21 protein-coding genes are annotated in these 26,071 nt (G+C 69.0%); 14 read left to right on the top strand and 7 right to left on the bottom strand.

Annotated elements, in window-relative coordinates; genetic code table 11:
• Positions 1-9: 9 nt before the first annotated feature.
• A complete protein-coding gene (locus tag ABT340_RS27140) occupies positions 10-1,317 on the bottom strand; it encodes a glycosyltransferase family 87 protein (RefSeq protein WP_352013651.1) in 1,308 nt (435 codons plus the stop codon).
• The gene (locus ABT340_RS27135) at positions 1,317-3,908 is read right to left on the bottom strand and encodes a transglycosylase domain-containing protein (RefSeq protein WP_352013650.1); all 2,592 of its coding nucleotides are present in this window, start codon (positions 3,906-3,908) and stop codon (positions 1,317-1,319) included. The genes ABT340_RS27140 and ABT340_RS27135 overlap by 1 nt, the downstream gene beginning before the upstream one ends.
• Before the next feature lie 685 nt (positions 3,909-4,593).
• On the opposite strand from ABT340_RS27135, the gene ABT340_RS27130 reads away from it, so the two are divergent.
• Both ABT340_RS27130 and ABT340_RS27125 read left to right on the top strand, forming a co-directional pair.
• Positions 4,594-5,262, top strand: a complete 669-nt coding sequence (locus tag ABT340_RS27130) for a PadR family transcriptional regulator (protein ID WP_352013649.1) — start codon at positions 4,594-4,596, stop codon at positions 5,260-5,262.
• Positions 5,263-5,289: 27 nt separating this feature from the next.
• Positions 5,290-6,369, top strand: a complete 1,080-nt coding sequence (locus tag ABT340_RS27125; protein ID WP_352013648.1) for an inositol-3-phosphate synthase — start codon at positions 5,290-5,292, stop codon at positions 6,367-6,369.
• 82 nt (positions 6,370-6,451) lie between these two features.
• Here the strand turns inward: ABT340_RS27125 and idi are convergent, their stop codons facing one another.
• Positions 6,452-7,039 carry an isopentenyl-diphosphate Delta-isomerase gene (idi, locus tag ABT340_RS27120; protein WP_352013647.1) on the bottom strand — a complete coding sequence of 196 codons (588 nt, stop codon included), beginning with the start codon at positions 7,037-7,039 and terminating at the stop codon, positions 6,452-6,454.
• Positions 7,040-7,170: 131 nt separating this feature from the next.
• Here idi and ABT340_RS27115 point away from each other — a divergent pair, with 131 nt between their 5' ends.
• Complete coding sequence (locus ABT340_RS27115) at positions 7,171-8,472, top strand: MFS transporter (RefSeq protein ID WP_352013646.1); 1,302 nt, start codon at positions 7,171-7,173, stop codon at positions 8,470-8,472.
• On the opposite strand, the gene ABT340_RS27110 is transcribed toward ABT340_RS27115, so the two are convergent.
• Together ABT340_RS27110 and ABT340_RS27105 are read right to left on the bottom strand one after the other, a co-directional pair.
• Positions 8,423-9,685: an adenosylmethionine--8-amino-7-oxononanoate transaminase gene (locus tag ABT340_RS27110; RefSeq protein WP_352013645.1), complete on the bottom strand. Its 1,263-nt coding sequence runs from the start codon at positions 9,683-9,685 to the stop codon at positions 8,423-8,425. The genes ABT340_RS27115 and ABT340_RS27110 overlap by 50 nt on opposite strands.
• Entirely contained in the window at positions 9,655-11,052 is a 1,398-nt protein-coding gene (locus tag ABT340_RS27105; RefSeq protein WP_352013644.1) for a CCA tRNA nucleotidyltransferase, read from the bottom strand. The genes ABT340_RS27110 and ABT340_RS27105 overlap by 31 nt, the downstream gene beginning before the upstream one ends.
• Positions 11,053-11,221: 169 nt before the next feature.
• On the opposite strand from ABT340_RS27105, the gene ABT340_RS27100 reads away from it, so the two are divergent.
• The 8 genes from ABT340_RS27100 to trxA all read left to right on the top strand — a co-directional run bounded on the left by ABT340_RS27100 (position 11,222) and on the right by trxA (position 20,375).
• Positions 11,222-11,743, top strand: coding sequence for an aminoacyl-tRNA deacylase (locus ABT340_RS27100; protein ID WP_352013643.1), 522 nt, complete (start codon positions 11,222-11,224; stop codon positions 11,741-11,743).
• A 46-nt stretch (positions 11,744-11,789) separates the two neighbouring features.
• A complete protein-coding gene (locus tag ABT340_RS27095; RefSeq protein ID WP_352013642.1) occupies positions 11,790-13,922 on the top strand; it encodes a DUF6049 family protein in 2,133 nt (710 codons plus the stop codon).
• Between the two features lie 58 nt (positions 13,923-13,980).
• Positions 13,981-15,585, top strand: coding sequence for a murein biosynthesis integral membrane protein MurJ (gene murJ / locus ABT340_RS27090; protein WP_352013641.1), 1,605 nt, complete (start codon positions 13,981-13,983; stop codon positions 15,583-15,585).
• Between the two features lie 195 nt (positions 15,586-15,780).
• Positions 15,781-17,292 (top strand): protein kinase family protein, encoded by a 1,512-nt coding sequence (locus ABT340_RS27085; protein ID WP_352013640.1) that lies wholly within the window; start codon positions 15,781-15,783, stop codon positions 17,290-17,292.
• A 155-nt stretch (positions 17,293-17,447) separates the two neighbouring features.
• A complete protein-coding gene (gene sigM, locus ABT340_RS27080) occupies positions 17,448-18,053 on the top strand; it encodes an RNA polymerase sigma factor SigM (protein ID WP_184716997.1) in 606 nt (201 codons plus the stop codon).
• Positions 18,043-18,939 carry an anti-sigma factor family protein gene (locus ABT340_RS27075; protein ID WP_352013639.1) on the top strand — a complete coding sequence of 299 codons (897 nt, stop codon included), beginning with the start codon at positions 18,043-18,045 and terminating at the stop codon, positions 18,937-18,939. Before sigM ends, ABT340_RS27075 begins: the two co-directional genes overlap by 11 nt.
• 143 nt (positions 18,940-19,082) lie before the next feature.
• Positions 19,083-20,015, top strand: a complete 933-nt coding sequence (trxB, locus tag ABT340_RS27070) for a thioredoxin-disulfide reductase (RefSeq protein ID WP_352013638.1) — start codon at positions 19,083-19,085, stop codon at positions 20,013-20,015.
• A gap of 36 nt (positions 20,016-20,051) precedes the next feature.
• Entirely contained in the window at positions 20,052-20,375 is a 324-nt protein-coding gene (trxA, locus tag ABT340_RS27065) for a thioredoxin (RefSeq protein ID WP_352013637.1), read from the top strand.
• Positions 20,376-20,557: 182 nt separating this feature from the next.
• Here trxA and ABT340_RS27060 read toward each other — a convergent pair whose 3' ends face one another.
• Positions 20,558-21,088 (bottom strand): GNAT family N-acetyltransferase, encoded by a 531-nt coding sequence (locus ABT340_RS27060; RefSeq protein ID WP_502992534.1) that lies wholly within the window; start codon positions 21,086-21,088, stop codon positions 20,558-20,560.
• Positions 21,089-21,473: 385 nt separating this feature from the next.
• On the opposite strand from ABT340_RS27060, the gene ABT340_RS27055 reads away from it, so the two are divergent.
• From ABT340_RS27055 to ABT340_RS27045, 3 genes are all read left to right on the top strand, one after another.
• Complete coding sequence (locus tag ABT340_RS27055) at positions 21,474-22,706, top strand: aminotransferase-like domain-containing protein (RefSeq protein WP_352013726.1); 1,233 nt, start codon at positions 21,474-21,476, stop codon at positions 22,704-22,706.
• A 283-nt stretch (positions 22,707-22,989) separates the two neighbouring features.
• Complete coding sequence (locus ABT340_RS27050; protein ID WP_352013636.1) at positions 22,990-23,946, top strand: D-alanine--D-alanine ligase family protein; 957 nt, start codon at positions 22,990-22,992, stop codon at positions 23,944-23,946.
• A gap of 58 nt (positions 23,947-24,004) precedes the next feature.
• Positions 24,005-25,042 carry a threonine aldolase family protein gene (locus tag ABT340_RS27045; protein ID WP_352013635.1) on the top strand — a complete coding sequence of 346 codons (1,038 nt, stop codon included), beginning with the start codon at positions 24,005-24,007 and terminating at the stop codon, positions 25,040-25,042.
• A 57-nt stretch (positions 25,043-25,099) separates the two neighbouring features.
• On the opposite strand, the gene ABT340_RS27040 is transcribed toward ABT340_RS27045, so the two are convergent.
• A complete protein-coding gene (locus ABT340_RS27040; RefSeq protein WP_352013634.1) occupies positions 25,100-26,071 on the bottom strand; it encodes a ParB/RepB/Spo0J family partition protein in 972 nt (323 codons plus the stop codon).

The raw sequence follows: 26,071 nt of genomic DNA, 5'->3' as shown, positions 1-26,071 counted from the left end.
GGTTGTGTCTCAGGAGAGGGCGAGCCTGAACTTGTCGGGGGCTCCGTCGAAGACCCCGCCCGACCGGTCGTCGATCCCGTCCTGCCTGAGCACGTCCTTGTCCGGCCTGAGGATGTCGCGCACCACGAAGCCCATCATGATCAGGATGGTGATCACCCGGCCCCACACGGCGGTGAAGTAGGTGTCGTCGGTGATGCCGAGGGCCGCGCTCTCCGGCCTCTGGGTCAGGAGGTAGAGCCAGATCGCGAAGAAGTACCAGCACTCGGCGATCTGCCACAGGGCGATCGGCTTCCAGTTCGGCCTGGCCAGGACGGCGAAGGGGATCAGCCACAGGACGTACTGCGGCGACCACACCTTGTTGGTGATCATGAAGGCGGCCAGGGTGAGGAAGCACAGCTGCATCAGCCGGGGCCGCGTCTTGGCCGTCACCGCGAGCACGGCGATCGCCAGGCAGCAGGCGCCGAGCGAGACGATGCCCAGCATGTCGAGCCGTGCCGGATCGCCCAGGAACGGCCACTGCTTGTTGCCGAAGAAGTACCAGATGGATCCCCAGTCGGCGCGCCGCTCCTGGCTGAAGACGTAGAACTTTCTCCAGCCGGGGAAGGCGGCGAGCATGACCGGGACGTTGACCACGAGCCAGGAGGCCGCGACGCCGCCGACGGTCTGCAGGAACGGCTTCCACTTCCCGGTGCGCGCCGTCAGCAGGAACAGCGGGCCGAGGAACATCACCGGGTAGAACTTCGTGGCGATGGCCAGCCCGAGCATGACGCCCGCGAGCCACTGCCGCTGCTTCGACCAGGCGAGCATCGCGGCCAGGGCGAGGGCGCCGGCCGCCAGGTCCCAGTTGATGTAGGCGGTGAGGATCAGCGAGGGGGCCAGGGCGTACCAGAGCGCGTCCCAGCGCCGGGTGGGACCGGCGAGCGCGGCCATGAGCACCACGCCGACGATCAGGCACAGGGCCATGAGGATCACGGTCAGGTCGTAGAAGGCGACCGCGGGATCAGCCATGGAGGAGGCGATCCTACGGAAGATCTCCATGATCCCGCCGATGCCGACGGGGTACTCGACCGGGTAGTCGAAGTAGGGGATCTTGCCCTCGCTGAGCTTCTCGTTCCACCACAGCGGATAGATGTCGGTGTAACAGAAGTTCGTGAACTGCAGGGTTCCGTCGTTCCAGGCCCCGCCGAACCGGCAGGGCCACTTCCACAGGAAGGAGAGCACCGCCCCCAGGGCCCCGAAGAGGGCCAGGGGGATGTAGGGGGTGACTCGCGCGCCTAAGGAGGGCAGCGCGACAGGCATTGTCTGGGCGCTCTTCATCAATGGTGTTGTCCTGTCGGTTTTGGATCAGGTACGGCCGCACCCGGCGCGGCTCCCGAGTCGAGCCCGATGCCGTCGCCGGTTCCGTCTCCCGTGCCGTCGCCTATCCCGTTGCCGGTACCGTCACCGGTTCCGTCGCCGGTGCCGTCAGGGTCTTCGCGCTGACCGGTCCCGGTGCCGTTGTCGTCCAGCGACGAGTCGCAGGAGATGTCCCCGGGCTGACACTGGTCACCGCCCTGGTCGCCGTTCCCGTCACCGTCGTAGTCGCCGTAACCACCGTCGCCGTCGTCGGGGTTCTCGGTCGCGGTCGGCGTCGGCGAGGGTTCGGGCTTGGGCGCGAGGTTCTTGTCCGTACCGACGTTGGCGGGCGGCGGGAACTGCATGACCTCCTTGCCGCGCATGGCCTCCTGCATGAAGGCGTGCCACACGCGGGTGGGGTAGGTCGCGCCCTGGATGTCGCCCAGCGAGATCTCGGCGTTGGTCTTCTTCTGCTGGCGGTACATGCCGACCGCGGTGGACAGCTGCGGGGTGAACCCGACGAACCAGGCTTCCTTGTTCTCGTCGTTGGTTCCGGTCTTGCCCGCGACCGGCCGGTCGGACAGGGCGGCGGCGCGGCCGGTACCCCTGGGATCCTTAATCACCTGCTGGAGCGCGGCGACGGCGTCGGCGGCGCTGTCGGGGCTGATGACCTGGGTCGGCTGGTCGTTCTCCTTGAGCACCGTCACCTTGTCACGGTCGAGAACCTTGATCACGACGTGGTTGTCGTAGTGCTTGCCGGCGTTGGCGAAGATCGAGTAGCCACCGGCCTGCTCGACCGGGGTGACCTGGCCCGAACCGATCGTGATGGCGAAGGCGTGACGCTGTTCCGCCTCCTTGAGCCGCTCCTCGTTGATGCCCGCGCCGGAGGCGATGGCGATGACCTTGTCGAGGCCGACCTCCTCGCCCATCTGCACGAAGGCGGTGTTGACGGACTCGGCGGTGGCCCTGGTGACGTTCACCGAGCCGCCGGGGATGTCGTGGGAGTTCTTGATCGGGTTGGTGCCCGGCGCCTTGATCGGACTCTTGCCCGACAGGTAGCTGTTGAGGCTGTTGCCCGCCTCAAGCCAGGCGGCCAGCACGTAGGGCTTGAACGCCGAGGCCGCCTGCTTCTGCGACATGAACGCGTCGTTCCACTCGGTCTTGGTGAAGCTGGGTCCGCCGTAGAAGGCGAGCACCCGCCCGTTGCGGGGATCGACGGCCGCCAGACCGGTGTGGATCTCGGGGGACAGGCCCGAGGTGTTCTCCTGGACGGCCTTCTTCGCCGCGAGCATCAGCTTCTTGTCGAACGTCGAGTAGATCTTGTAGCCCTCCCGCTTGACGTCCTCCTCGCTGATCCCCCGGCGGTTGAGCTCCTTGAGCACCTCGGTGATCATGTAACCGTTGATGCCCTTGTAGTAGTCCTTGTTCGCGTAGGTGACCCGCTTGGGAGCCGTGGGAGTCTTGGTGGGCAGCGAGCCGTACTTGTCGGGGAACATCTCGGCCATGCCCTTGATCACGTAGGTGTAGCGCTCCTGGGTCGGTGCCAGGTTCTTGGCTATCTCCGCGCGGTCGAAGGCGTCGGGGTTCTGGATGCGGCCCGCCAGGTAGGCGCCCATCTCCGGGGTCAGCTCGTCGACGTTCTTGTTGAAGAACGCCTTGGCCGCGGCCTGGATGCCCTTGGCTCCGCGGCCGAAGTAGATGGTGTTGAGGTACTGCTCAAGGATCTTGTCCTTTGGCAGCTCTTTGTTGATCTTGATCGCGACGAAGATCTCCTTGATCTTCCGCTGGATCGAGACCTCCTGGCTGAGCCCGTCGTAGTAGTTACGGGCCATCTGCTGGGTGATCGTCGAGGCGCCCTGGACCTGGGTGCCGCTGAGCGTGCTCCACACCGACCGGGCCATGCCCCTGAGGTCGATGCCGCTGTCCTCGCGGAAGCTGCGGTTCTCCGCGGCGATCACCGCGTCCTTGACGTGCTCGGGCACCTTGTCGATCGAGACGATCGTCCGCTTGACGCCGAGACGGGCGAGCACGGTCTTGTCGCTGTAGTAGATGACGCTGCCCTCGTCGTCCGCCTCCGCCTGTGTGGTCTTGGGCACCGGCGTGTTGGCGTAGGCGACGGCGATCATGCCGAAGATGCCCGCGGCGAAGATGGTGAAGCCCGCGACCACGATCTTCCAGCTCGGCACGAAGCGCTTCCAGCCCGTGCGTCGCGGCTTGCGACCGTCCTCGTCGTCAGGGCCACCGGGACCGCCGCCTCCGCCGGGACCCATGGGGCCACCGCCGCCAGGACCGTCGAGCTGCTCGGCGCGGCCCTGTCCCTGGAAGTCGGCCCGCGCCGCGGAGCCGCGGCGCGCGCGCCTGCGTCCGCCGGGGGCCGCCGGGACTCCTGAGGCGCCCGTGCTCATCTGCGTGGCCGGTCCCGCCGCCTGCATGGGCGAGCCGATCTGGGTGGCCTGGTCGTCCATGGCCGCCCGCGCGCCGGGTCCCGCCTGCGGGGCGGCCTGCGGCATGGGGGACTGGTGCACGGCCGTGTGGGCCGTGGGCGACGAGCCTCCGGCCTGGGCGGCCAGCATGGCCTGGGTGTCCTCGAAGGCGGCCTCCGCCCTGCGCCCACCGAGCGGGGGCGCTTCCTGCCCGCCCTGCCCAGGACCAGGGGCACCGTAAGGCGGCCGTCCCTGGAAGTTCGGCTGGGGGTAAACCTGGGTCGCCTGACCGGCGTCTCCGGTTTGGGGAAGCGGTGGCGGGGGAACCGCGGAGGAAGCGGCTCCCGTGCCTGAGCGACGGCGCCGTCCCTGGCGAGACGCGTCAGGGGCTTGAGAGCGCCCGTACGGCTCCGGGTCATGGCTGTTGCTGTAACTCACGCGTCCTCGTTCGGTCATCGGGGTCTACGACGGCGTGCAGGCGGGTGAGATTACCGCTTGAACGCGATCTTTCTCAGCGCCTTGGCTCACTGGTAGCCGCCCCTTTGGGGCGGATCTCCGTTCCCGAGGACGGGTGAGGCCGTCAGCTGGTTCCACGGACCACGATGGCAGACCACCCCCATCCGAGCGTGGAATTTCCCACATTGGGAAGTGGTCTTGGCCATGCCGGGGGGCAAGCCCGCTGCCGCTCGCTGTGACCACATAAGCGCCAGACTACGGCTTTTTACTGTTTGCGCCCAACCTCTTGGGAAAGTCGTTAATTGCAGAGATATGTTGGCCCGACGTATCCTCAGGATGTATCGGCTCGATACATCGACGCGAGAGGTGGTGGTTTCCCGTGGCCGGCGGACGTGGCGGCGTGCTAGAGCTCGCCGTGCTCGGGTCGCTGCACGAGACCCCGCTCCACGGTTATGAGCTGCGCAAACGGCTCAACTCTCTCCTCGGGATGTTTCGCGCGTTCTCCTACGGCTCGCTCTATCCCTGCCTTCGTCAGCTCCTGACCGACGGGCTCATCGTCGAGGACGACGACTCGGACGTGCCCACCGCCGAGAGCCCCATCACGCTCACCGGCAGACGCTCCAAGATCGTCTACAAGCTGACGACGGAGGGGAAGGAGCGCCTCCAGGAGCTGCTCACCCAGGCCGGTCCCTCCGCCTGGGAGGACGAGAGCTTCGGCGTCCACTTCGCCTTCTTCAGGCACACCGAGACAGAGGTGCGGCTGCGGATTCTCGAAGGCCGCCGCAGCAGGCTCGAAGAGCGGCTCGACGGTGTCCGTACGGCTCTGGCCAGGACCCGGGAGCGGCTGGACAGCTACACGCTAGAGCTCCAGCGTCACGGTCTGGAGTCGGTCGAACGCGAAGTGCGCTGGTTGAATGAGCTGATCGCCACGGAGCGACGGAGTTCCGCGTCCGAACAGGAGCGACGCTCCACACAGGAAGGGACCTCCCGGGCGCCCGCGCCCGGCACGGATAACAGGGGGCGGCACCCCGCCTCGGAAGACAATTGACCATTAAGAACAAGGGGAGCGAGTGCCATGGGTTCGGTGCGCGTAGCCATTGTCGGTGTAGGCAACTGCGCCTCGTCGCTCGTGCAGGGCGTGCATTACTACAGGGACGCCGACCCGGGTAGCCGGGTGCCGGGCCTGATGCACGTCAAGTTCGGTGACTACCACGTCGGCGACGTCGAGTTCGTCGCCGCCTTCGACGTGGACGCGAAGAAGGTCGGGCGCGACCTCTCCGAGGCGATCGTCGCCTCGGAGAACAACACCATCAAGATCTGCGACGTGCCGCCGCTCGGCGTCACCGTGCTGCGCGGTCACACCTTCGACGGTCTCGGCGAGTTCTACCGCGACATGATCGAGGAGTCCGACGAGGCCCCGGTGGACGTCGTGCAGGTCCTGAAGGACAACAAGGTCGACGTCCTCGTCTCCTACCTGCCGGTCGGTTCCGAGGAGGCCGACCGTTTCTACGCCCAGTGCGCCATCGACGCCAAGGTCGCCTTCGTCAACGCGCTCCCCGTCTTCATCGCCTCCGACCCCGTGTGGGCGGAGAAGTTCACCGAGGCCGGTGTGCCGATCGTCGGCGACGACATCAAGTCGCAGGTCGGCGCCACCATCACGCACCGGGTGATGGCCAAGCTGTTCGAGGACCGCGGCGTCGAGCTGCTGCGCACCTACCAGCTGAACTTCGGCGGGAACATGGACTTCATGAACATGCTGGAGCGCAAGCGCCTGCAGTCCAAGAAGATCTCCAAGACCCAGTCGGTCACCTCGCAGATCCCGCACGAGATGGGCAAGGCCGACGTGCACATCGGCCCGTCCGACCACGTGCCGTGGCTCGACGACCGCAAGTGGGCCTACGTCCGCCTTGAGGGCAGGTCCTTCGGCGACACCCCGCTGAACCTGGAGTACAAGCTGGAGGTCTGGGACTCCCCCAACTCCGCCGGCATCATCATCGACGCGGTCCGCGCGGCCAAGATCGCTCTTGACCGGGGCATCGCCGGGCCCATCCTGTCGGCCTCCTCCTACTTCATGAAGTCCCCGCCGGAGCAGTACTCCGACGACGAGGCCAGGGAGTACGTGGAGAAGTTCATCCGTGGCGAGGTCGAGCGCTGAAGCCCATCCCGCCGATGACAAGGCCCTCCACCCGGTCCGGGCGGAGGGCCTCGCCGTACGGCCGGGCGGCCGGGTCGAGCCGTCAGGCGGGACGGGCGGCGGGCGGCAGCTCCGCCGGGTCGGCGACCGGCCAGCCGAGCGGGTCGTCGCCGAGCTTCACCAGGTGGGGCACCTGCTCGCGGCACCAGGGGGAGACCACGAGGTCACCGTTGAGCACCCCGGCTGCGAACTCCCGCCACGGCATCCAGCGCGTCTCCCCGACCTCCTCGGGGTTGGGGACGGCCTCGGCGTCGACCACGGCCCGGTAGACCGGGCACAGCTCCCGCTCGACGATCCCGCTGTCCATGACCGCGCGGTAGGAGAAGTCCGGCACCACCAGGTCGACACCGGTGACGGACAGACCGAGCTCGTGGGAGAGCCTGCGCAGCACCGCGCCGGGCAGCGGTTCGCCGGGCAGCGGGTGCCCACAGCAGCTGTTCGTCCACACCCCCGGCCAGGTGATCTTGTGCGACGCCCTGCGGGTGAGCAGCACCCGTCTCAGGCCGTCGAACACGTAGCTGGAGAAGGCGAGGTGCAGAGGCGTGTCGGAACCGTGCACCGTCGCCTTGGGCGCCGTGCCGATCGCGTTTCCCTCAGGGTCGACGAGCACGACGTGTTCATCAGCTGTCACCCGACCGAGGGTACGTGACCATGTCAGCTCGTTCTTCCTGATCAGCGTTACGTCATGAAAGGTGATGAAGTGTCCGGCAAGGCGGGTTCCTCCTGACGTCGTGGCCGATTCGCCACGCGTAGGCTGAGCCCGTGTCATTCGCATCCGACCTACGCGTACTGCTGAGGGGCCAGGACTTCAGGCGGCTGTTCGGTACCCGTCTCGCCTCCCAGTTCTCCGACGGTGTCTTCCAGTTCGCGGTGACCGGATTCGCCTTCTTCAGCCCGGAGAAGAACACCAGCGCGGCGGAGGTCGCCGTCGGGCTGGCCGTGCTGTTCCTGCCGTACTCGATCCTCGGTCCCTTCGTCGGCGTGTTCATCGACCGGTGGTCCCGGCGCCAGATCCTGGTGATCGCGCCGATGGTGCGCGCGACACTGCTGTTCCTGGCCGCCGCGCTGCTGCTCGTCGGCGTCCCCGACGGGGTCTTCTACGCCGCAGCGCTCGCCGTGCTCGGCGTCAACCGTTTCTTCCTGGCCGCCCTCGGCGCCTCGCTGCCGCACGTCGTCCCCGGCGACCGGCTGCTGGCGGCCAACGCGGTCACCCCCACCTCGGGCACCGTCGTGACCTTCGTCGGCGCGGGGCTCGGCTACCTGCTGAACCGGCTCCTCGGCGGCGACCACCGCAGCACGGCGGCACTGCTGATCATCTCCGGCGTCACCTTCGGTTCGAGCGCGCTGATCGCCAGGACCATGGACAGGCGGCTCCTCGGCCCGGTCCACGACGCGGACAGGCCGCAGGCCGGCCAGGCGCTGCGCAACGTGGTCGGCGGCCTGGTCGACGGCGCGCGTCACATCGCGGGTCACCGGGCCGCCGCGGCCGCGCTCGGCGCGATGGCCACCCATCGCTTCGTGTACGGCATGTGCACGGCGATGATCGTGATGCTCTCGCGCAACCACTTCGCCCACAGCGCGGAGAACGCGCTGGACGTGGCCTCCCTGGTGCTGGCCACCTCGGGGGTCGGCTACGCCCTGGCCGTGGTGCTGACGCCGTGGGCGACCGAGCGCTTCGAGATCGACACCTGGATCCCGACCATGCTGGCCGGCGCGGGGGTGCTGTCGTTCGCGCTGTGCGCGCCGTTCCAGCAGTGGGGCTTCGCGGTCGGCGGTTTCGTGCTCGGCCTGGCGGGACAGAGCATCAAGATCTGCACCGACACCCGGGTGCAGAGCGACATCGAGGACGTCTACCTCGGCCGGGCCTTCTCCCTCTACGACATGCTCTTCAACGGCACCTACGTGATCGCCGCCGCGATCGCCGCCGCGCTGCTGCCCGCCGACGGCAGGTCCATGCTGGTGCTCGGGCTCATCACCGCCGGATACCTCGGCGGCGCCGTGGTCTACCGGGCGGTCACCTCGGCGGATCGATCGAGAACGCCGCTGCCGTCATCGCGGTCGTGACCAGGCCGAGGTCGTCGCCGATCGAGTAGGGCGGCATCGTGTAGAGCAACCGCCCGAACGGCCGCAGCCAGACCCCGTGATCCATCACCACGTCCTGGACGCGCCGGACGTCGATCGGCTCGTGGGTCTCGATGACGCCGATCGCGCCGAGCACCCGCACCTGCCTGACGCCGGGTGCCCCGGCGGCCTCGGCCAGCCCCCGGGTCAGGCCCTCCTCGATCAGGGCGACCTCCCGCCGCCAGGGGCGTTCGGCCAGCAGGCCGAGACTGGCGCCCGCGACGGCGCAGGCCAGCGGGTTGCCCATGAAGGTCGGGCCGTGCATGAGCGTCCCGATGCCCTCGGCGACCCGCTCCGTGCACAGCGTCGCGGCCAGGGACATGTAGCCGCCCGTCAGCGCCTTGCCCAGGCACATGATGTCGGGGCGGATCCCGGCGTGGTCGCAGCCGAACAGCTCTCCCGTCCTGCCGAAGCCGGTGGCGATCTCGTCGGCGATCAGCAGCAGGCCGTACTCGTCGGCCAGCTCGCGAAGCCTGCGCAGGTAGGCGGGGTGGTAGAAGTGCATGCCGCCCGCGCCCTGCACGACCGGCTCCACGATGATCGCCGCCAGCTCGTCCGCGTGCGCGGCGACCGTCTTCTCCAGGTGGGCCAGGTAGTCCTCGTCGAGCGCGGCGGGCGGCCGGTCGGCGAACACGTGCTCGGGCAGGGCGCCGGAGAACAGGTGGTGCATGCCGTTGACCGGGTCGCAGACGGCCATCGCGCCGAAGGTGTCGCCGTGGTAGCCGCCCCTGACCGTGAGCAGGCGGCTCCTCCCGGTGAACTGGAAGGCCATCTTGATCGCGACCTCGACCGCGACCGAGCCCGAGTCGGCCAGGAAGACCCGGGGCAGCCCGGTCATGTCCGCCAGGGTGCTCGCCAGCCGTACGGCGGGCTCGTGCGTGAGGCCGCCGAACATGACGTGCGCCATGTCCCCGAGCTGGTCGGTCAGCGCCTGGTTGAGCCTGGGGTGGTTGTAGCCGTGGACGGCCGCCCACCAGGACGACATGCCGTCGACCAGGCGCCTGCCGTCGGCGAGCGTCAGCCGTACCCCGTCGGCCCTGGAGACCGTGTGCACGGGCACGACCGGAGGCACCGAGGCGTAGGGGTGCCACACGTGCTCACGGTCGAGGGCCTCCCAGGAGAGGTTCAGGACGAGATCCCGTTCTCCTCGGCCCACTCGCGCAGGGCGAGCGCGGCGGTCTCCTTGCCGACGACCCCCCTGTCCAGGCGCATCTCCAGCAGGAACTTGTAGGCGCGTCCCACGACGGGCCCCGGGGGCACGCCCAGGATCTCCTGGATCTCGTTGCCGTCGAGCTCGGGACGGATCTTGCCGAGCTCCTCCTCCTCGGCCAGCCTGGCGATGCGCTCCTCAAGCTGGTCGTAGGTCTGCGACAGCGTCTGGGCCTTGCGCCTGTTGCGGGTCGTGCAGTCGGCGCGGGTCAGCTTGTGCAGGCGGTCGAGCAGGTGCCCGGCGTCGCGGACGTAGCGGCGCACGGCCGAGTCGGTCCACTCGCCGGTGCCGTACCCGTGGAAGCGCAGGTGCAGCTCGACCAGCTTGGAGACGTCGGAGACCACGTCCTTGGGGAACTTCAGCTCCGTCAGGCGCTTCTTGGCGAGCTGGGCGCCGACCACCTCGTGGTGGTGGAAGGAGACCCGGCCCCCGGCCTCGTGGCGGCGGGTCTTCGGCTTGCCGACGTCGTGCAGCAGCGCGGCCCAGCGCAGGATGCCGTCCGCGCCGTTCTCCTCAAGGCCGATCGCCTGCTCAAGCACGATCAGCGTGTGCTCGTAGACGTCCTTGTGCCGGTGGTGCTCGTCGATCTCCAGGCGGAGCTTGGGCAGCTCGGGCAGGACGTGGGCGGCCAGGCCCGTCTCGACCAGGATCGTCAGCCCCTCGCGGGGGTGGGCGCCGCGGATGAGCTTGTCCAGCTCGTCGCGGATGCGCTCGGCCGAGACGATCTCGATGCGCTCGGCCATCGCGGTCATCGCGGCCAGCGCCGCCGGATCGACCGTGAAGCCGAGCTGGGCGGCGAACCTCGCGGCCCTGAGCATCCGCAGCGGGTCGTCGTCGAAGGAGCGCTCCGGGGGGCCGGGCGTGCGCAGCACCTTGGCGTGCAGGTCGTCCAGACCACCGTGGGGGTCGACGAACTCGCGTGAGGGCAGGCGCAGCGCCATCGCGTTGACCGCGAAGTCACGCCTGGCCAGGTCGCCTTCGAGCGTGTCACCGTAGGCCACCTCCGGCTTGCGCGAGGCGGGGTCGTAGGACTCGCTGCGGTAGGTGGTGATCTCCAGCTGCCAGCCGTCCTTGCGGGCGCCGACCGTGCCGTAGTCGATGCCGACCGTCCAGACCGAGTCGGCCCAGCCGCGCACGAGGTCGAGGACGGCCTCGGGGCGCGCGTCGGTGGTCAGGTCGAGATCGTTGCCTATCCTCCTGAGGAAGACGTCACGAACCGATCCGCCGACGAGGGCGATCTGGTACCCCTTCGCGGCGAACAGCTCGCCGAGTTCGTCGGCTACGGGGGCGATCTTTCTAAACAGTTCGCTCATACCGTGCCGCTGCTTCTCAGTCAGGTTTGAAAGGGACAAGCCGGGTAGGTCCTTCGGTTACGGAACATGTTCCCCACTGGGGATACACCTCAAGCGATCACCAGGTTACGGTCGGTCAAGAGACCGTCGGGGGCGTGCGTCGAGGCTAGTCGAGGCAAGGAGCACACACATGAAGGACGCCCTCGCGATCCACCGCTGGCTCCTCGCACACCAGGTTCATCATGAGATCGTACGCCTTCCCCGTGTGATGACGTGCGCCGAGGAACTGCCGGAACTGCTGGCCGTGAGCCCGGCGACCTGCGTCGTGGTGACCGTCTTCGAGGCCACGACCTCCGTGGGGCGAGAACCCGTCGCCGTCGTCGCCTCCGCCGCCTCCCCGCCCAAACTCGGCGCCGTCGGCGGCGCGCTCGGCGCCCGCAGGGTCAGGCCCGCCTCCGCCTTCACGGTGAACTCCGCGACCGACTACGCGGCCGGGCTGGTCTGCCCGCTGTTGCTGCCCGACGGACTGACCACGCTGGTCGACGAACGACTCGCCCGCGCCGGCGACCTCGTCCACACCCCCACGGGTGAACGCCGTACGGCGCTGCTCATCAGAACGGAACACCTTCTGTCGCTTGTTTCAGGGAAGACCATCGACCTGGCCCAATCCCGGTCACGGAGGGAGCAGGTGACCTTCCCGCTCGCCGGATAGGCCATAGCATTACGGGCGTGCGCCGTACTCGACCCCGGGCCAGCGCGTGATCCGCAAGGCCACGCTGCTCGCCGTACTGACCGCCACGCTGCTCTCCCCCGCGGCCGTGGCCGTTCCTGGTACGGCGAGTGCCCAGACGACTGAGACCGCCGCCGGGCGGCAGGCGCCCCAGCTGGTGATCGGCGCGCTGACGCCGGACGTGACCCGTGAGCCGACCACCGAGATCAAGTTCTCCGGCACCTTCGTCAACACCGGGACCCAGACGGTCACCGGCATGCGGCGCAGGATGTACTACTCCTCCCAGCCGTTCCTGCGGCGTTCCGACATGGAGGCCTACGTCGGCGGAGTGGGCGCCCAGCCGACCTCCTGGCGCGACGAACTCGTCCTGCAGCCGGAGAGCCTCGCGCCGGGGGCCAAGGCCTCCTGGGACTTCACCTTCACCCCGCAGCAACTGAGCCTGACCCGTTTCGGGGTCTATCCGCTCATGGTCGAGGTCCGCGACGTCTACGGGCAGCCGATCGCCGTCCAGCGCACCTTCCTGGTCCACATGCCCGTCGGCACCCAGGTGGCCCGCACCCGGCTGGCCATGGTGCTGCCGATCGTCGACCAGCCCCGCAGGGCCGTCGACGGCGTCTTCCTCGACGACACCCTGTCGGCCTCCATGGCTCCGGGCAAGCGTCTGGGCAACCTGCTCAAGCTCGCCCAGAGCACCGCCTCGGCCAAGAACCTCACCTGGGTCCTTGACCCCTCCCTCATCGACGACGCCCAGACCCTGGGCGAGCCGTACTCGGTGAAGGTCAAGGACAAGGTGGAGAGCCGTTCCGGCGACACCGCGGCGGCGGCCTGGCTCGGCGACCTGCGCACCGCCCTGGTCAACGAGCCGGTCGTGGCGACGCCGTACGCCGACCCCGACGTGGCGGCGCTGGCCCACGGCGGCGTCGACGACTCGGCGAAGACCGCGGTAGAGGCGGCCAGGCTGGTCGGCAGCAGGGCCTTCGGCCGTGACCTCATCACCACCCTGAACTGGCCGGCCAACGGGAAGATCGACTACGACGGCCTCGACCTGCTCGCCGCCCAGGGCGTCAAGACCGTGCTGCTCGACGAGGCCGCCCTGCCGCCGACGACGCCTCCGGCGACCACGCCGGACGCCTCGGCGACCCTGAACACCGTCAACGGCCCGGTCACCGCCCTGCTCACCGACAGGACGCTGAGCGAGGCCCTCGGCGCGGACGTCACGGTGCCCGGCGCCGCCGTGCTGAGCCGCAGGCGCTTCATCGCCGAGACCGCGATGCTCGCCGCCGAGCCGGTGACCACCCGGCGGACCGTGATCGCCGCCCCCCAGCGGCGCTGGTCCCCCGACCCCGCCTATGTGACGGACCTGGTCAAGACGGCCGCCTCGCTGCCGTGGCTGGCTCCGGCCAGGCTCGACTCGATCAGGCCGGGCAAGGGCCTCGCGCCGCAGCGGGCCGACCTCACCTACACCGAGCAGGACCGGCGCGCCGAGCTGGCCAAGCCGTACATGAAGAGCGTCAGGCGGGTCGGCCGCCGCGCCGACCTGACCTCGGCGATCACCAAGGCGCAGGACTTCGACGTGTTCGACCTGGCGCTGCTGCGGCTCTCCTCCTCCGCCTGGCGGGAGCGGGGGGACGCCGCGACGCCGTACGTCGAGCAGGTGGACACGGCGGTCGACGACCGCATCAAGCAGGTCTCCATCACCGGCAACGAGCAGTCCCCGTTACGCACGCTCGCGGGCACCAACGGCGAGGTGCCGATCAGCGTCCGCAACGGCCTGACCGGGGCGGGCAGCGAGGTCTCGGTCCGCCTCAGGGTGACCTCGGAGCAGCCCAAACTGCTGAAGATCGAGACCTACGAGGACCACCGGACCATCCTGGGCGGTCAGAGCGACACCGTCAGGGTCCCCATGACGGTGCTGGCCAGTGGCCAGACGACGGTCAAGGTCCAGCTGATGACGGACGACGGACGCAGGTACGGCGCGCCCGTCGAGATCACGGTCCGCACGACCGGCTACACCGGGATCGCCCTGGTGATCGTCGGGGCGGCCCTCATGGTCCTGCTGGCCGCGGTCGTCCTGCGCGTCCTGCGGCGCAGGGGAGGCCGCCGGGCGGCGGCGGCCGTACCACCGAGGCGCGCGAGCGCTCCGGCGGGCACCGAGTCGTGACGGCCCGGCGGCCCGGCGATCTGGCGAGCGATTCGAGCGATCTGGCGGAGGAAGAACGATGAGCAGGGTGCTGCGCGCGAGCGCGGTCATGGCGGCGGGCACGATGGTCTCCCGCGTCACGGGATTCGTCCGTACGGCGGTGCTCGCCGCGGCCATCGGCACCCTCGCCCTCGGCGACGCCTACAACGTCGCCTACACGATCCCGCTCATCCTGTTCGACTTCCTCATCGGCGGCGTCCTGAGCAGCGTCGTGGTGCCGATGATCGTCAAGCGGCAGCGCAACGACCCCGACGGGGGCCGGGCCTACGAGCAGCGGCTGATGACGCTCGGGATCATCGTGCTGACGCTGGTCGCCGTGGCGGGCGTGCTGCTGGCCGGGCCGCTGATCAGCCTCTACAGTGCCGACTGGAACCCCAGGAAGACCGAGGTCGCGGTCAGGCTCGCGCAGTTCATCCTTCCGCAGATCGCCTTCTTCGGCGTCGGCGCGATCGCGGGCGCGATCCTCAACACCCGCGACAGGTTCGGCGCCCCGATGTGGGCGCCGGTGCTGAACAACATCGTGATGATCGGCGTCGCCCTGACCTACTACCTCACGCTGGGTACGGCGGGCACGAACATCGGGACCGTCAGCGACGCCAACCTGGCCCTGCTCGGTCTCGGCACGACCGCGGGCATCGTGGCCCAGTGCGCGGTGCTGGTCGTCTCGCTGCACCGGGCGGGCTTCCGGTTCGTGCCCAGGCTCGACCTGCGTGAGGCGGGCCTCGGCGAGATGGGCCGCACCGCGGTGTGGACGTTCGCCTACGTCGGGATCAGCCAGCTCGGCTTCCTGATCACCACCAAGCTCGCCTCCGGTGCCGGTGAGCGGGCTCCCGGCGCGGGCAACTCCGCCTACGCCTACGCCTACCAGTTCTTCCAGCTCCCCTACGGGATCATCGCGGTCTCGGTGATCACGGCGATGCTGCCGAGGATGAGCAGGGCGGTCGCCGACGAGCAGTACGGCGCGGTCACGCAGGAGTTCTCCTCCGGTGTGCGCCTGATCTCGGCGCTGCTGGTGCCCGCCGGGCTGCTGCTGATGGTGCTGGGCCCCGCGGTGACCGTGCTGATCTTCTCCTGGGGCAACATGACCGTCGACTCGGCGGTCTACATCGGCAACGTGCTCCAGGTCTTCGGGCTGGCGCTGGTGCCGTTCTCGCTCTTCCAGCTCCTGCTGCGCGTCTTCTACTCCTTCGGCGACACCAGGACGCCGGTCTTCGTCGCCGTCGGCAACGTGGCGGTGAACGGCCTGCTGAGTCTGCTGGCCTACCTGACCCTGCCCGCGCAGTACATCGTGATGGGGCTCGGCTTCTCCTTCACCGTCACCTACGTGCTGGGCACCGCGGTCGCCTGGACCCTGGCCAGCCGCCGGGTCGGCGGTCTCGGGGGACGCGCGGTCGCCGCGGGCCTGTCACGGATGTACGTCGCGGCCCTGCCCGCGGCGCTGCTGGCGCTCGGTGTGCTGTGGGTCTCCCAGGAGCTGACCGGCCTGAACGCGCTCAGCGCGGCCGTGATGCTGTCCGCCGGTGGCGGCCTCGGTATGGTTCTCTACTTGGCCATCGCGCACCGGATGCGCATCCCCGAGGTCAGTTCGGTCGTTGAAATGGTCGCGAGCCGGGTACGCCGGTAATCCGAGAACCTGGTCCCGGCGTCTGACAAGGAGAACACGGGCGGAACCTGCGCGCGACTAACATGGTGCAACGCGTGTGACGACATGCGGCTAATGGAAGCAGGAGGGCGTGGGCGTATCCACCCGGCATCGCGTGATGTGTCCTGATGTGTCAATCTGGTGGGGCGCTGTCGTGTTCTCACTTGTGGAGAGCCCATGAGTTCCTCCGTCGTCGAACCCGGCACCAAGCTGGCTGAGCGTTTCCGGCTTGAGGACCGTGTCCACGAGTCGGACGGCGCGACACTCTGGAAGGCCATCGACGAGGTGCTCGCCAGGCCCGTCGCGGTGTACACCTTCGATCCTGGCTTCCCCCGGCTGGAGCAGGTCATCTCCGCCGCCCGGGTCGCCAGCAGACTGACCGACCCCCGGCTGACCCAGGTCTTCGACGCGACCACCGAGGACGACGGCCGCTCCTACGTCGTCAGCGAGTGGGTCAGCGGCGAGACCCTCACCGACATGGTCGCCGCGGGCCCGCTGGAGCCCGAGCGGGCCGCCGCGCTGGTCGCCGAGGCGGCGGAGGCGCTGGCGCACGCCCACGAGGCCGGTCTGGCCCATCTGTGCCTCACCCCCGAGCACCTGGTGTGGACGGCCGCGGGCAGCACGGTCAAGGTGCTCGGCCTCGGCACCGACGCCGCGCTGATGGACGTCACGAGCGAGGACGCGGCCCGTGCCGACACCGAGGGGCTCGGCCGCCTGCTGTACGCCGGACTGACCGGGCACTGGGCGGGCGAGGAGGACTTCGGGCTGCCGCCCGCGCCGCTGAACGACGGGCAGCTCTGCACGCCCCGGCAGGTCACGGCGGGGGTTCCCGGCTATCTCGACGCCATCGCCTGCCGGGCGTTACTGTCCGAGGTCAAGCGGGGGATGCCCCCCTTCGCCACGCCCGCCGAGCTGGCCGAGGCCCTCAGCGCCGTTCCCCGGCCCGTCCCGGTGCCCACGCCGATGCCGGTGGCGCCGCCGCCGGTCACGGCCTCGCGCTCCGACGGTGTGGACACCGCCTCGCCCCAGCGCCCCGCCCCGCAGATCCAGCACGTCCAGCACCGCCCGCCGCCCGCCCAGGGCGGCGGGATGCTCGGCAAGGTGGCCATGACCGCGATCGTGCTGCTGGTGATGGCGGCCGTCGGGGTCGGCGCCTGGACGATCGGCCGCAGCATCGGCAACGCGGGCACCCCGACGGCGGGGGTGACCGTCACCCCGACGCAGCCGGTTCCCGTCGAGACCCGTGAGGTCAAGCCGAAGTCGGTCACCGGTTTCGACCCGTTCGGCGCGGACGGCGAGGAGCGGCCCGAGCTCGCGCTCAACGCGGTGGACAGCAAGTCCTCGACCGACTGGCACTCGGAGTCCTACACCTCGGCCGACTTCGGCAACCTGAAGAAGGGGGTCGGCCTCCTGCTCGACCTGGGGCAGAGCGTGCCGGTCAAGCAGGTGACGGTCGACTTCGGCAACCTGAGCCCGAGCGGCACCGTCGAGCTGCGGATCGGTGACTCGGCCGACCTGGGCGGCCTGAAGACGGTCCACAAGTTCTCCGGACTGACCGGCAAGAAGACCTACAGCGCCGACTCCACGGAGAAGGGACGCTACGTCCTGATCTGGTTCACCAAGCTGCCCCCCTACCAGGGCATGTTCCGCGGAAGCGTCTTCGACGTGAAGGTGACCGCCGTCAAGTAGCGCCAGAGTGATTTGATCGCTTTTAGTCGAGTTCTTGCCGATCATGTGAGATTTCGTGGCACCATCTATCACGTAATGGTGTTATCCCCGGATCGGCAAGCAGGACTCTTCCCGTGAATTCCCCACCAGAGCCCCCGCCAGCGGCGGGACAGCAGATGGCGCGACCGGCCGTGTCCGACGCCGACCTGCTGACCCGTCACATCGCCGGGGATCCACACGCCTTCAGTGAACTCGTCAAGCGACACCGGGACCGCATGTGGGCGGTCGCCCTGCGCACGCTGGGTGACCCCGACGAGGCGGCCGACGCCGTACAGGACGCCTTCGTCTCGGCCTACCGGAAGGCCGAGAGCTTCCGTGGCGAGGCGGCCGTCACCACGTGGCTGCACCGCATCGTGGTCAACGCCTGCCTCGACCGGATGCGCAGGAAGTCCGTACGGCCCGTCGCGGACGACGAACTCGTCGAGGCCGCCGAGCGGGACACGCCGGTGCTCGACCAGACGGCCGAGCGTGAGGTCTCCATGGAGGTCTCCGCCGCGCTCAAGCTGCTGCCGTCCGACCAGCGGGCGGCGCTCGTACTCGTGGACATGATGGGGTACTCCGTGGAGGACGCGGCCCAGGTCCTTGAGGTGCCGAGCGGCACCGTGAAGAGCAGGTGCGCGCGAGGACGCGCGAAACTTGCCCCGATTCTTTCCCACCTGCGGAACCGATCCGACCTGACTCGCGTCTCATCCGCGAAGGGAGCAGAACTTCGTGACGGGTGATACGCACTACGACCTGGAGACTCTCGCCGAGTTGGCAGAGGGTCTCCTCGACGCCGCCACGGCCCTGCAGGTACGCGAACATCTCGCGATCTGCGACCCCTGTGGCGAAAGCCTCGCTGACCTCGCAGCGGTCCGTGAGGTGCTCGCGGCGACGCCCACTCCGGCGATGCCGATGGGAGTCGCGCTCCGGATCGACCGCGCGCTGGCCGCAGAGGCCCAGAGCTTCCGTGGAGGTGGAATAGGCCTGGTGGAGGCACCGGCCTGGGACGACATCATGCGCGACGCGCCGTGGGAGACGGCGGCGTCCCTGCCCGAGCCCGAGCCGGTCCTGCCGGAACCGGAGCCCGAGCCCGTGCCCGAGTTGGTGCCACGGCTGGGGGTCGTCGGCGACGACGGCACCGTCAGGCCCGTACGGCGGCGCGGGAACCCGCGGCGCCGGTGGGCGCTGTCGGCCGCGGCGGCGGGTGTGGCGGCGGCGATCGCGGGCACGGCCGTGATGACGAGTGGCGCGCTCACCGCGAGCCCCTCTCCGAGCAGCCAGCCTGTGCCTTCCGTAATGGCCAAGAGCGACGGGTACCAGCTGACCGACAGCAACTGGAACTACACCGAGGAGCAGCTGCGCGGGCCGCTGCTCGACTACATCGGCCCGGCGCAGATCGTGCTGGCCCAGGAGCAGTCGGAGGGCATCAAGCTCGACGAGTGTGTCAAGCAGGTCTCCGCGAAGGTCGGCAGGGCACCGTTCGCCGTCGACCAGGGCTTCTACAACGGCCAGGAGGCCAACGTCATGCTCTTCTGGAGCAACAAGGCCAGGAACACGGTGCGTGTCTACGTCACGGGCCCGCAGTGTGACAACGTGCGCAAGCCCGCCCTGGCACGCTGGAAGTAGGGCCTCGACCTCTCGAAGTCCTCTCGAACGATCATGGAGCCCGGTATGGATTCGTCCATGCCGGGCTCCGTCGTGACATACGGGAATCACCGGCGCCTAGGATCTGTTGACGCCACTGGCAACGACGGAGGAGAGGCGCAGCAGTGAGTGAAGTCCGGAATGTGATCATCATTGGGTCGGGTCCCGCCGGTTACACCGCGGCTGTTTACTCCGCCCGGGCCGATCTCAAGCCGTTGGTCTTCGAAGGTTCGGTCACCGCGGGCGGCGCGTTGATGAACACGACCGAGGTGGAGAACTTCCCGGGCTTCCCCGACGGCATCATGGGTCCCGACCTCATGGACAACCTGCGCAAGCAGGCCGAGCGGTTCGGTGCCGAGCTGGTCGCCGACGACGTGGTCGAGGTCGACCTGACCGTCACCCCGAAGGTCGTCAAGACCGCCACCGAGACCCACCTCGCCAAGGCCGTGATCCTGGCCACCGGCTCCGGCTACCGTGAGCTCGGCGTGCCCAACGAGAAGCGCCTCTCCGGACGCGGCGTCTCCTGGTGTGCCACCTGTGACGGCTTCTTCTTCCGCGGCCAGGACATCGTGGTCGTCGGCGGCGGCGACACCGCCATGGAGGAGGCCACCTTCCTCACCCGGTTCGCCAACTCGGTGACCATCGTGCACCGCCGTGACGAGCTGCGCGCCAGCAAGATCATGCAGGACCGGGCCTTCTCCAACGAGAAGATCCGCTTCGTCTGGGACAGCGAGGTCGTCGAGGTCCTCGGCGAGAACAAGGTCTCCGCCGTGCGCCTGCGCAACCTCAAGACCGGCGAGGAGAGCGAGCTGGCGGCCACCGGCCTGTTCATCGCCATCGGTCACGACCCGCGCACCGAGCTGGTCAAGGGCCAGGTCGAGCTGGACGACGAGGGCTACATCAAGGTTGACTCCCCCTACACCCGCACCAACCTGGACGGCGTCTTCGCAGCCGGCGACGTCGTCGACCACATCTACCGCCAGGCGATCACCGCCGCCGGCACGGGCACCTCCGCCGCGCTCGACGCCGAGCGGTGGCTCGCCGAGCACGAGAGCTGATCCAGATCACCACCACGAAGAGGGAGTACCGGAACCTTGGGCGCCATCAAGAACGTGACCGAAGCCAGCTTCGACGCTGAGGTCCTCAAGAGCGACAAGCCCGTCATCGTCGACTTCTGGGCGGAGTGGTGCGCCCCGTGCCGCCAGGTCGCCCCGATTCTGGAGGAGATCGCCAACGAGCACGCGGACAAGCTGACCATCGTCAAGATCGATGTGGACGCGAACCCGACGATCGCCGGACAGTACGGTGTACTCCAGATTCCGACCCTGAACGTCTACAAGGGTGGAGAGGTCGTGAAGCAGATCATCGGCGCGAAGCCCAAGTCGATGCTGCTTCGCGAGCTTGAGGGCATCATCTAGACCCTGTCGAAAGGGTCTGTGACGCCCCCTGCGGCTGCGCTCCCCACAGCGGAGCCGTACCACCGCTTCCGAGCGGCACACCCACCCGGCGAAAGCCCCCCGCGACGCGACGCGGGGGGCTTTCGTGACTCTTGAGGTCGGTGAGGTTCTCCAGGAGGGCCCTGGAAGGGGCCCAAACCATCTCAGACGGGCCTGAGCGCCCTTTCCGGGGACATGGAGCCGAGCAGCCTCTCCAGGGCGACCTCGACGTCCTCACGCCACGAGACGGCGGACTTGAGTTCGAGGCGCAGCCGGGGGAAACGCAGGTGCGGCCTGACCGTCTTGAAGCCGACCGAGAGCAGATAGTCCGCGGGCATCACGCACGCGCCGGGTTGCTCCCACTTCAGGTCGCCGAACGCCTCGATCGCCCGCACCCCGCGCCGGGTGAGGTCCTTGGCCACCCCCTGCACCAGCATCCGGCCCAGGCCACCTCCGGAGAACTCCGGGATGATGTGGGCCGTCATCAGCAGCACGGCGTCGGCGCTGACCGGTGAGGTGGGGAAGGCGATGGAGCGGGGCACGTGGTGCGGAGGCGCGTAGAGCACGAAGCCGGCCGCGACGCCGTCCACGTAGACGATCTTCCCGCAGCTTCCCCACTCCAGCAGGGTCGAGGAGATCCAGGCCTCCTTCTCCAGCCCCGGGTCACCCGCCTCGATCGCACGGTTGCCGTTCACCGGGTCAAGCTCCCAGAACACGCACCGGCGGCACCGGTACGGCAGGTCGTCAAGATTGTCGAGAGTGACGTTTGCCAGCCGACGCGACACCTGTTGGCCCCAATCCTGGCGAGACGAGCGCAAGCCGTGGCGGAAAACGCGCGAAAACGGCGTCTCCAGCTGGCATCGTAGCTCAGTGAGGCCCTTCGTTTCAGGGTCTCCCGTCCCCACACGCAGACGACAACCATCACTGTCGTACGCTGGTTTCTCTAACTTGAGCACTCGTTGCTCCCCGTAACCAAGGAGGTGGACCGTGCCCCAAGAGTCAGATCACGGTCAGACCATCGCGCCCCAGGGGTCGCGGATCGACGCCTACGTCGACCGGTACGCCGCACGAGCCACCGGGATGGTCGCCTCCGAGGTTCGAGCTCTTTTCGCCGTCGCGTCGAGGCCCGAGGTGGTCTCGCTCGCGGGGGGCATGCCGTACGTCACCGCTCTTCCGCTGGACGTCGTGGGCGAGCTCGTCGCCGACCTGGTGGCCCGCAGGGGCCCGGTCGCGCTCCAGTACGGCTCAGGCCAGGGAGACCCGCACCTGCGCGAGCAGATCTGCGAGGTCATGCGCCTTGAGGGGATCGAGGGCAACGCCAACGACGTCGTGGTGACCGTCGGCTCGCAGCAGGCCCTCGACCTGATCACCCGCGTCTTCATCGACCCGGGCGACGTCATCCTGGCCGAGGGGCCCTCCTACGTGGGCGCGCTGGGCACCTTCTCCGCCTACCAGGCCAAGGTCATCCACATCGCCATGGACGACGAGGGGATCATCCCCGAGTCGCTGGCCCAGACGATCTACGCGCTGAAGACCGCGGGCACCAGGATCAAGTTCCTGTACACCATCCCCAACTTCCACAACCCCGCCGGGGTCACGCTCAGCACCGCGCGCAGGCAGCAGATCCTGGACATCTGCCAGCGGGCCGACGTGCTGATCGTGGAGGACAACCCGTACGGCCTGCTCGGCTTCGAGGGCACGACCATGCGGGCGCTGCGGGCCGACTGCCCCGACGGGGTGGTCTACCTCGGTTCCTTCTCCAAGACCCTGGCACCCGGTTTCCGTGTCGGCTGGGCCCTGGCGCCGCACGCCATCCGCGACAAGCTGGTGCTGGCGATGGAGTCGGCCGTCCTGTCGCACTCGACCTTCACCCAGCTCGCCGTCGGGCAGTACCTCGCGACCCAGCCGTGGCGCCAGCAGATCAAGACCTTCAGGGAGCTGTACTGCGAGCGCCGTGACGCCATGCTCGGCGCCCTGGAGGCGATGATGCCCGCGGGCTGCTCCTGGACGCGCCCGGCGGGCGGCTTCTTCGTCTGGGCCACGCTTCCCGAGGGGCTGGACTCCAAGGTGCTGCTGCCCCGCGCGGTGGCGGAGCGGGTGGCGTTCGTCCCCGGCGCCGGCTTCTACGCCGACGGCGGCGGCACGCGCCACATGCGCCTGTCCTACTGCTATCCCGAGCCGGAGCGCATCCGTGAGGGCGTGCGCCGCCTGGCCGGGGTGATCGAGCAGGAGATGCAGACGCGCGAGACGTTCGGGCCGGACGCGCCCATCGAACGCGGCGGGGTGGACACCCCGGGGCCTGACCTGGCCTGAGGTCCGAGCGGGCTTCCCTGGGCGGTGTGACGGGCGCTTCCGCTCGCCACACCGCCTTCTGCCGTGTGAAGCCTGTGGAGGCTCTCGGCGCGGTGCTCCGTGAAGGGGCTGGTTCGACGGCCGCTTCCGGACGCCCGCCACGCGCCATCCGAGAACCGGTGGGTGACGTCACTTCGGGTGCCGTGCCGTACGGTGACTTCCGGCGCCGTTGTGGCGATCGTCCCCGGCGTGATGAGAGCGACCCCAAAGGCTCGGCGTGGGCCGTGAAGAGAGGTTTTTTCGGATGAGTGATCTGGGCCACGTGCTCGTTCTCGCGGGTGGTCTGTCCTACGAGCGGGAGGTGTCCCTCCGGTCGGGCCGCCGGGTGAGTGAGGCGCTGCGCGCGGTGGGGATCCCGGTGGAGACACGTGACACCGACGCCTCCCTCGTGCCCGCCGTACTCGCCGATCCGCCGGACGCGGTCTTCGTCACCCTGCACGGTGGGGCGGGTGAGGACGGCGCGATCCGCTCGGTGCTCGAACTGCTCTCGGTGCCCTATGTGGGCGCCGATCCCGACGCGTGCCGGGTGGCCTTCGACAAGCCGACCGCCAAGGCCGTCGTCCGTTCCTTCGGCCTGCGCACCCCCGAGTCGGTGACGTTGCCCAAGGAGACCTTCCACGACCTGGGTGCCTCGGCGGTGCTCGACCGGATCGTCGAACGGCTCGGCCTGCCGTTGTTCGTCAAGCCGTCCCGGGGTGGTTCGGCGCTCGGCGCGTCGATGGTCCGCACCGCGCAGGAGCTTCCCTCGGCGATGGTCGGCTGCTTCGCCTACGGCGACACGGCGCTGATCGAGCGCTACATCGAAGGGGTCGAGGTCTCCGTCTCCGTGGTCGACCTCGGCGAGGGCCCGGTCGCCCTGCCTCCGGTGGAGATCGTGCCCGACGCGGGCCTGTACGACTACGCCTCCCGCTACACCGCCGGGCACACCGAGTTCTTCGCCCCGGCCCGGCTGTCCCCCGAGGTCTCGCAGGCCTGCGCCGAGATGGCCGTCACGGCCCACACCGCGCTGGGCCTGCGTGACGTCTCCCGCACCGACCTCATCGTCGACGAGGCGGGCCTGCCGTACTTCCTTGAGGTCAACGTCGCCCCTGGCATGACCGAGACCTCGCTGCTGCCCATGGCGATCGAGGCGGCGGGCGACGATCTCGGCACCCTCTGCCAGGCCCTGCTGGAACAGGCTGCCGCTCGGCACTCTGCTTGAACTGATTTGTCCGGCGCCGGGGGACCGGCGCCGGATTGTTCCACTTATGGTGGACGCCGTGCGTCTTCCCAAGAGTTTCGCCAGTGACAACCACGCCGGAGTGCACCCGGACGTGATCGCCGCCATCGTTGAGGCCAACGTCTCGGACACTCCCGCCTACGGCGGCGATCCCTGGACTCGGGCGATGGAGGAGGCCTTCCGCGCCGAGTTCGGTCCCCAGGTGAGCGCCTACGCCATGTTCAACGGCACCGGCGCCAACGTCGTGGGGCTGGGGCTCGTCCTGCGCTCCTACGACGCCGTCCTGTGCCCGAGCAGCGCCCACATCAACACCAACGAGTGCGGCGCCGCGGAGCGGGTACTCGGCGCCAAGCTCGTTCCGATCCCGACGGACGACGGCAAACTCACCGTCGAGGCCGTCCGCGACCAGCTCTCCATCCTGGGGAACGAGCACCACTCCCAGCCGAGGGTCATCTCCATCTCCCAGGTGACCGAGTGCGGCACCTGCTACACCCCCGACGAAATCGCCGAACTGGCCGACTTCGCCCACGCCCACGGACTCTTCCTCCACATGGACGGTGCCCGCCTGTCCAACGCCGCCGCGGAGCTCGGCTGCTCCCTGCGTGCGCTCACCGGTGACGTCGGAGTGGACCTGCTCAGCTTCGGCGGCACAAAGAACGGCGCCATGGGGGCGGAGGCGCTCGTCATCCTCAGGCCCGAGCTGGATGCTCCCGCGCTGTTCCTCCGCAAGCAGGGCATGCAGCTCGCCTCGAAGATGCGCTTCGTGTCGGCCCAGCTGACCGCACTCCTCACCGACGACCTCTGGCGCAGGAACGCCTCCCACGCCAACGCCATGGCCCATCGGCTGGCGGACGGCGTCGCCGGCCTTCCCGGTGTCGCGCTCCGCTATCCGGTCCAGTCGAACGCGGTCTTCCCCTCCCTGCCGGAGAAGGTGATCACCGAACTCCAGCAGCGCCATCTCTTCCACGTGTGGGAGGAGGCGGCCCACGTGGTGCGCTGGGTGACGGCCTTCGACACCTCGACCGAGGACGTGGACACCTTCGTGGCCGATGTACGGCAGACCGTACTGGAGGGCTGAGGGTTTCACGTGAAACACCCGGGCGCCTGTTTCACGTGAAACAGGCGCCCGGGTGTTTCAGTCTTCGGTCTGCTGCATGGTTCCCGGAGCCATCGTGGCGATGATGCGCTCAAGGTCGTCGATGGTCGCGAACTCCACGACGATGCGCCCCTTGCGACGGCCGAAGTCCACCTTCACCCGGGTCTCGAAGCGGTCGGAGAGCCGGTCGGCCAGATGGCGGAGCGTCGGCTCCTCCGACTGACGTGCCCTCGGCACCTTCCGGGTGGTGGGGGCGGGCGCCGCCTTGGCGTCGCCGACCGCCACGATCTCCTCGACCTCGCGCACCGACAGCAGCTCCGCCACGATCCGGTCGGCGAGCCGTTCCTGTGCCACGGGGTCGTTCAGGGAGAGCAGCGCGCGGGCGTGCCCGGCGCTGACCGTCCCGGCGGAGACCCGGAGCTGGACCTTGGCGGGCAGGTTGAGCAGCCGCAGGGTGTTCGACACGTGGGAGCGGGATCGCCCGACACGGGTGGCCAGCTGCTCGTGGGTGGCGCCGAAGTCGTCGAGCAGCTGCCGGTAGGCCGCCGCCTCCTCAAGGGGGTTGAGCTGCTCGCGCTGGAGGTTCTCGATGAGAGCGTCCAGCAGGAGCTTGTCCTCCTCGGTGCTCCGTACGATCGCGGGGATCTTGGAGAGTTCGGCGATCTTCGAGGCACGCCAGCGGCGCTCCCCCATGATCAGTTCGTAGCGTCCCTCACCGGCCGGGCGAACCACGACGGGCTGGAGCAGCCCCACCTCCCGGATGGAGATGGCCAGCTCGTCCAGCGCCTGGTCGTCAAAGATGTCCCGGGGCTGACGCGGGTTGGGCGTGATGTCCTCGACGGGGATCTCAAGGAAGTAGGCGCCCGCGACCGGCTTCGGCTGCTGGACCGTGGGCTCGTCCACGACCAGGGTCGAGGTGACGGCCGGTGGCGTCGTCTCCAGCACGGTGGGGCCCGTCGGGATGAGCGCGCCCAGCCCCTTGCCCAGTCCCCTGGGCGTCTTAGCTACCAC

Source organism: Streptosporangium sp. NPDC000239 (assembly GCF_040300765.1).
Lineage (GTDB): Bacteria > Actinomycetota > Actinomycetes > Streptosporangiales > Streptosporangiaceae > Streptosporangium.
This window is presented reverse-complemented; position numbering and strand designations above follow the sequence as displayed.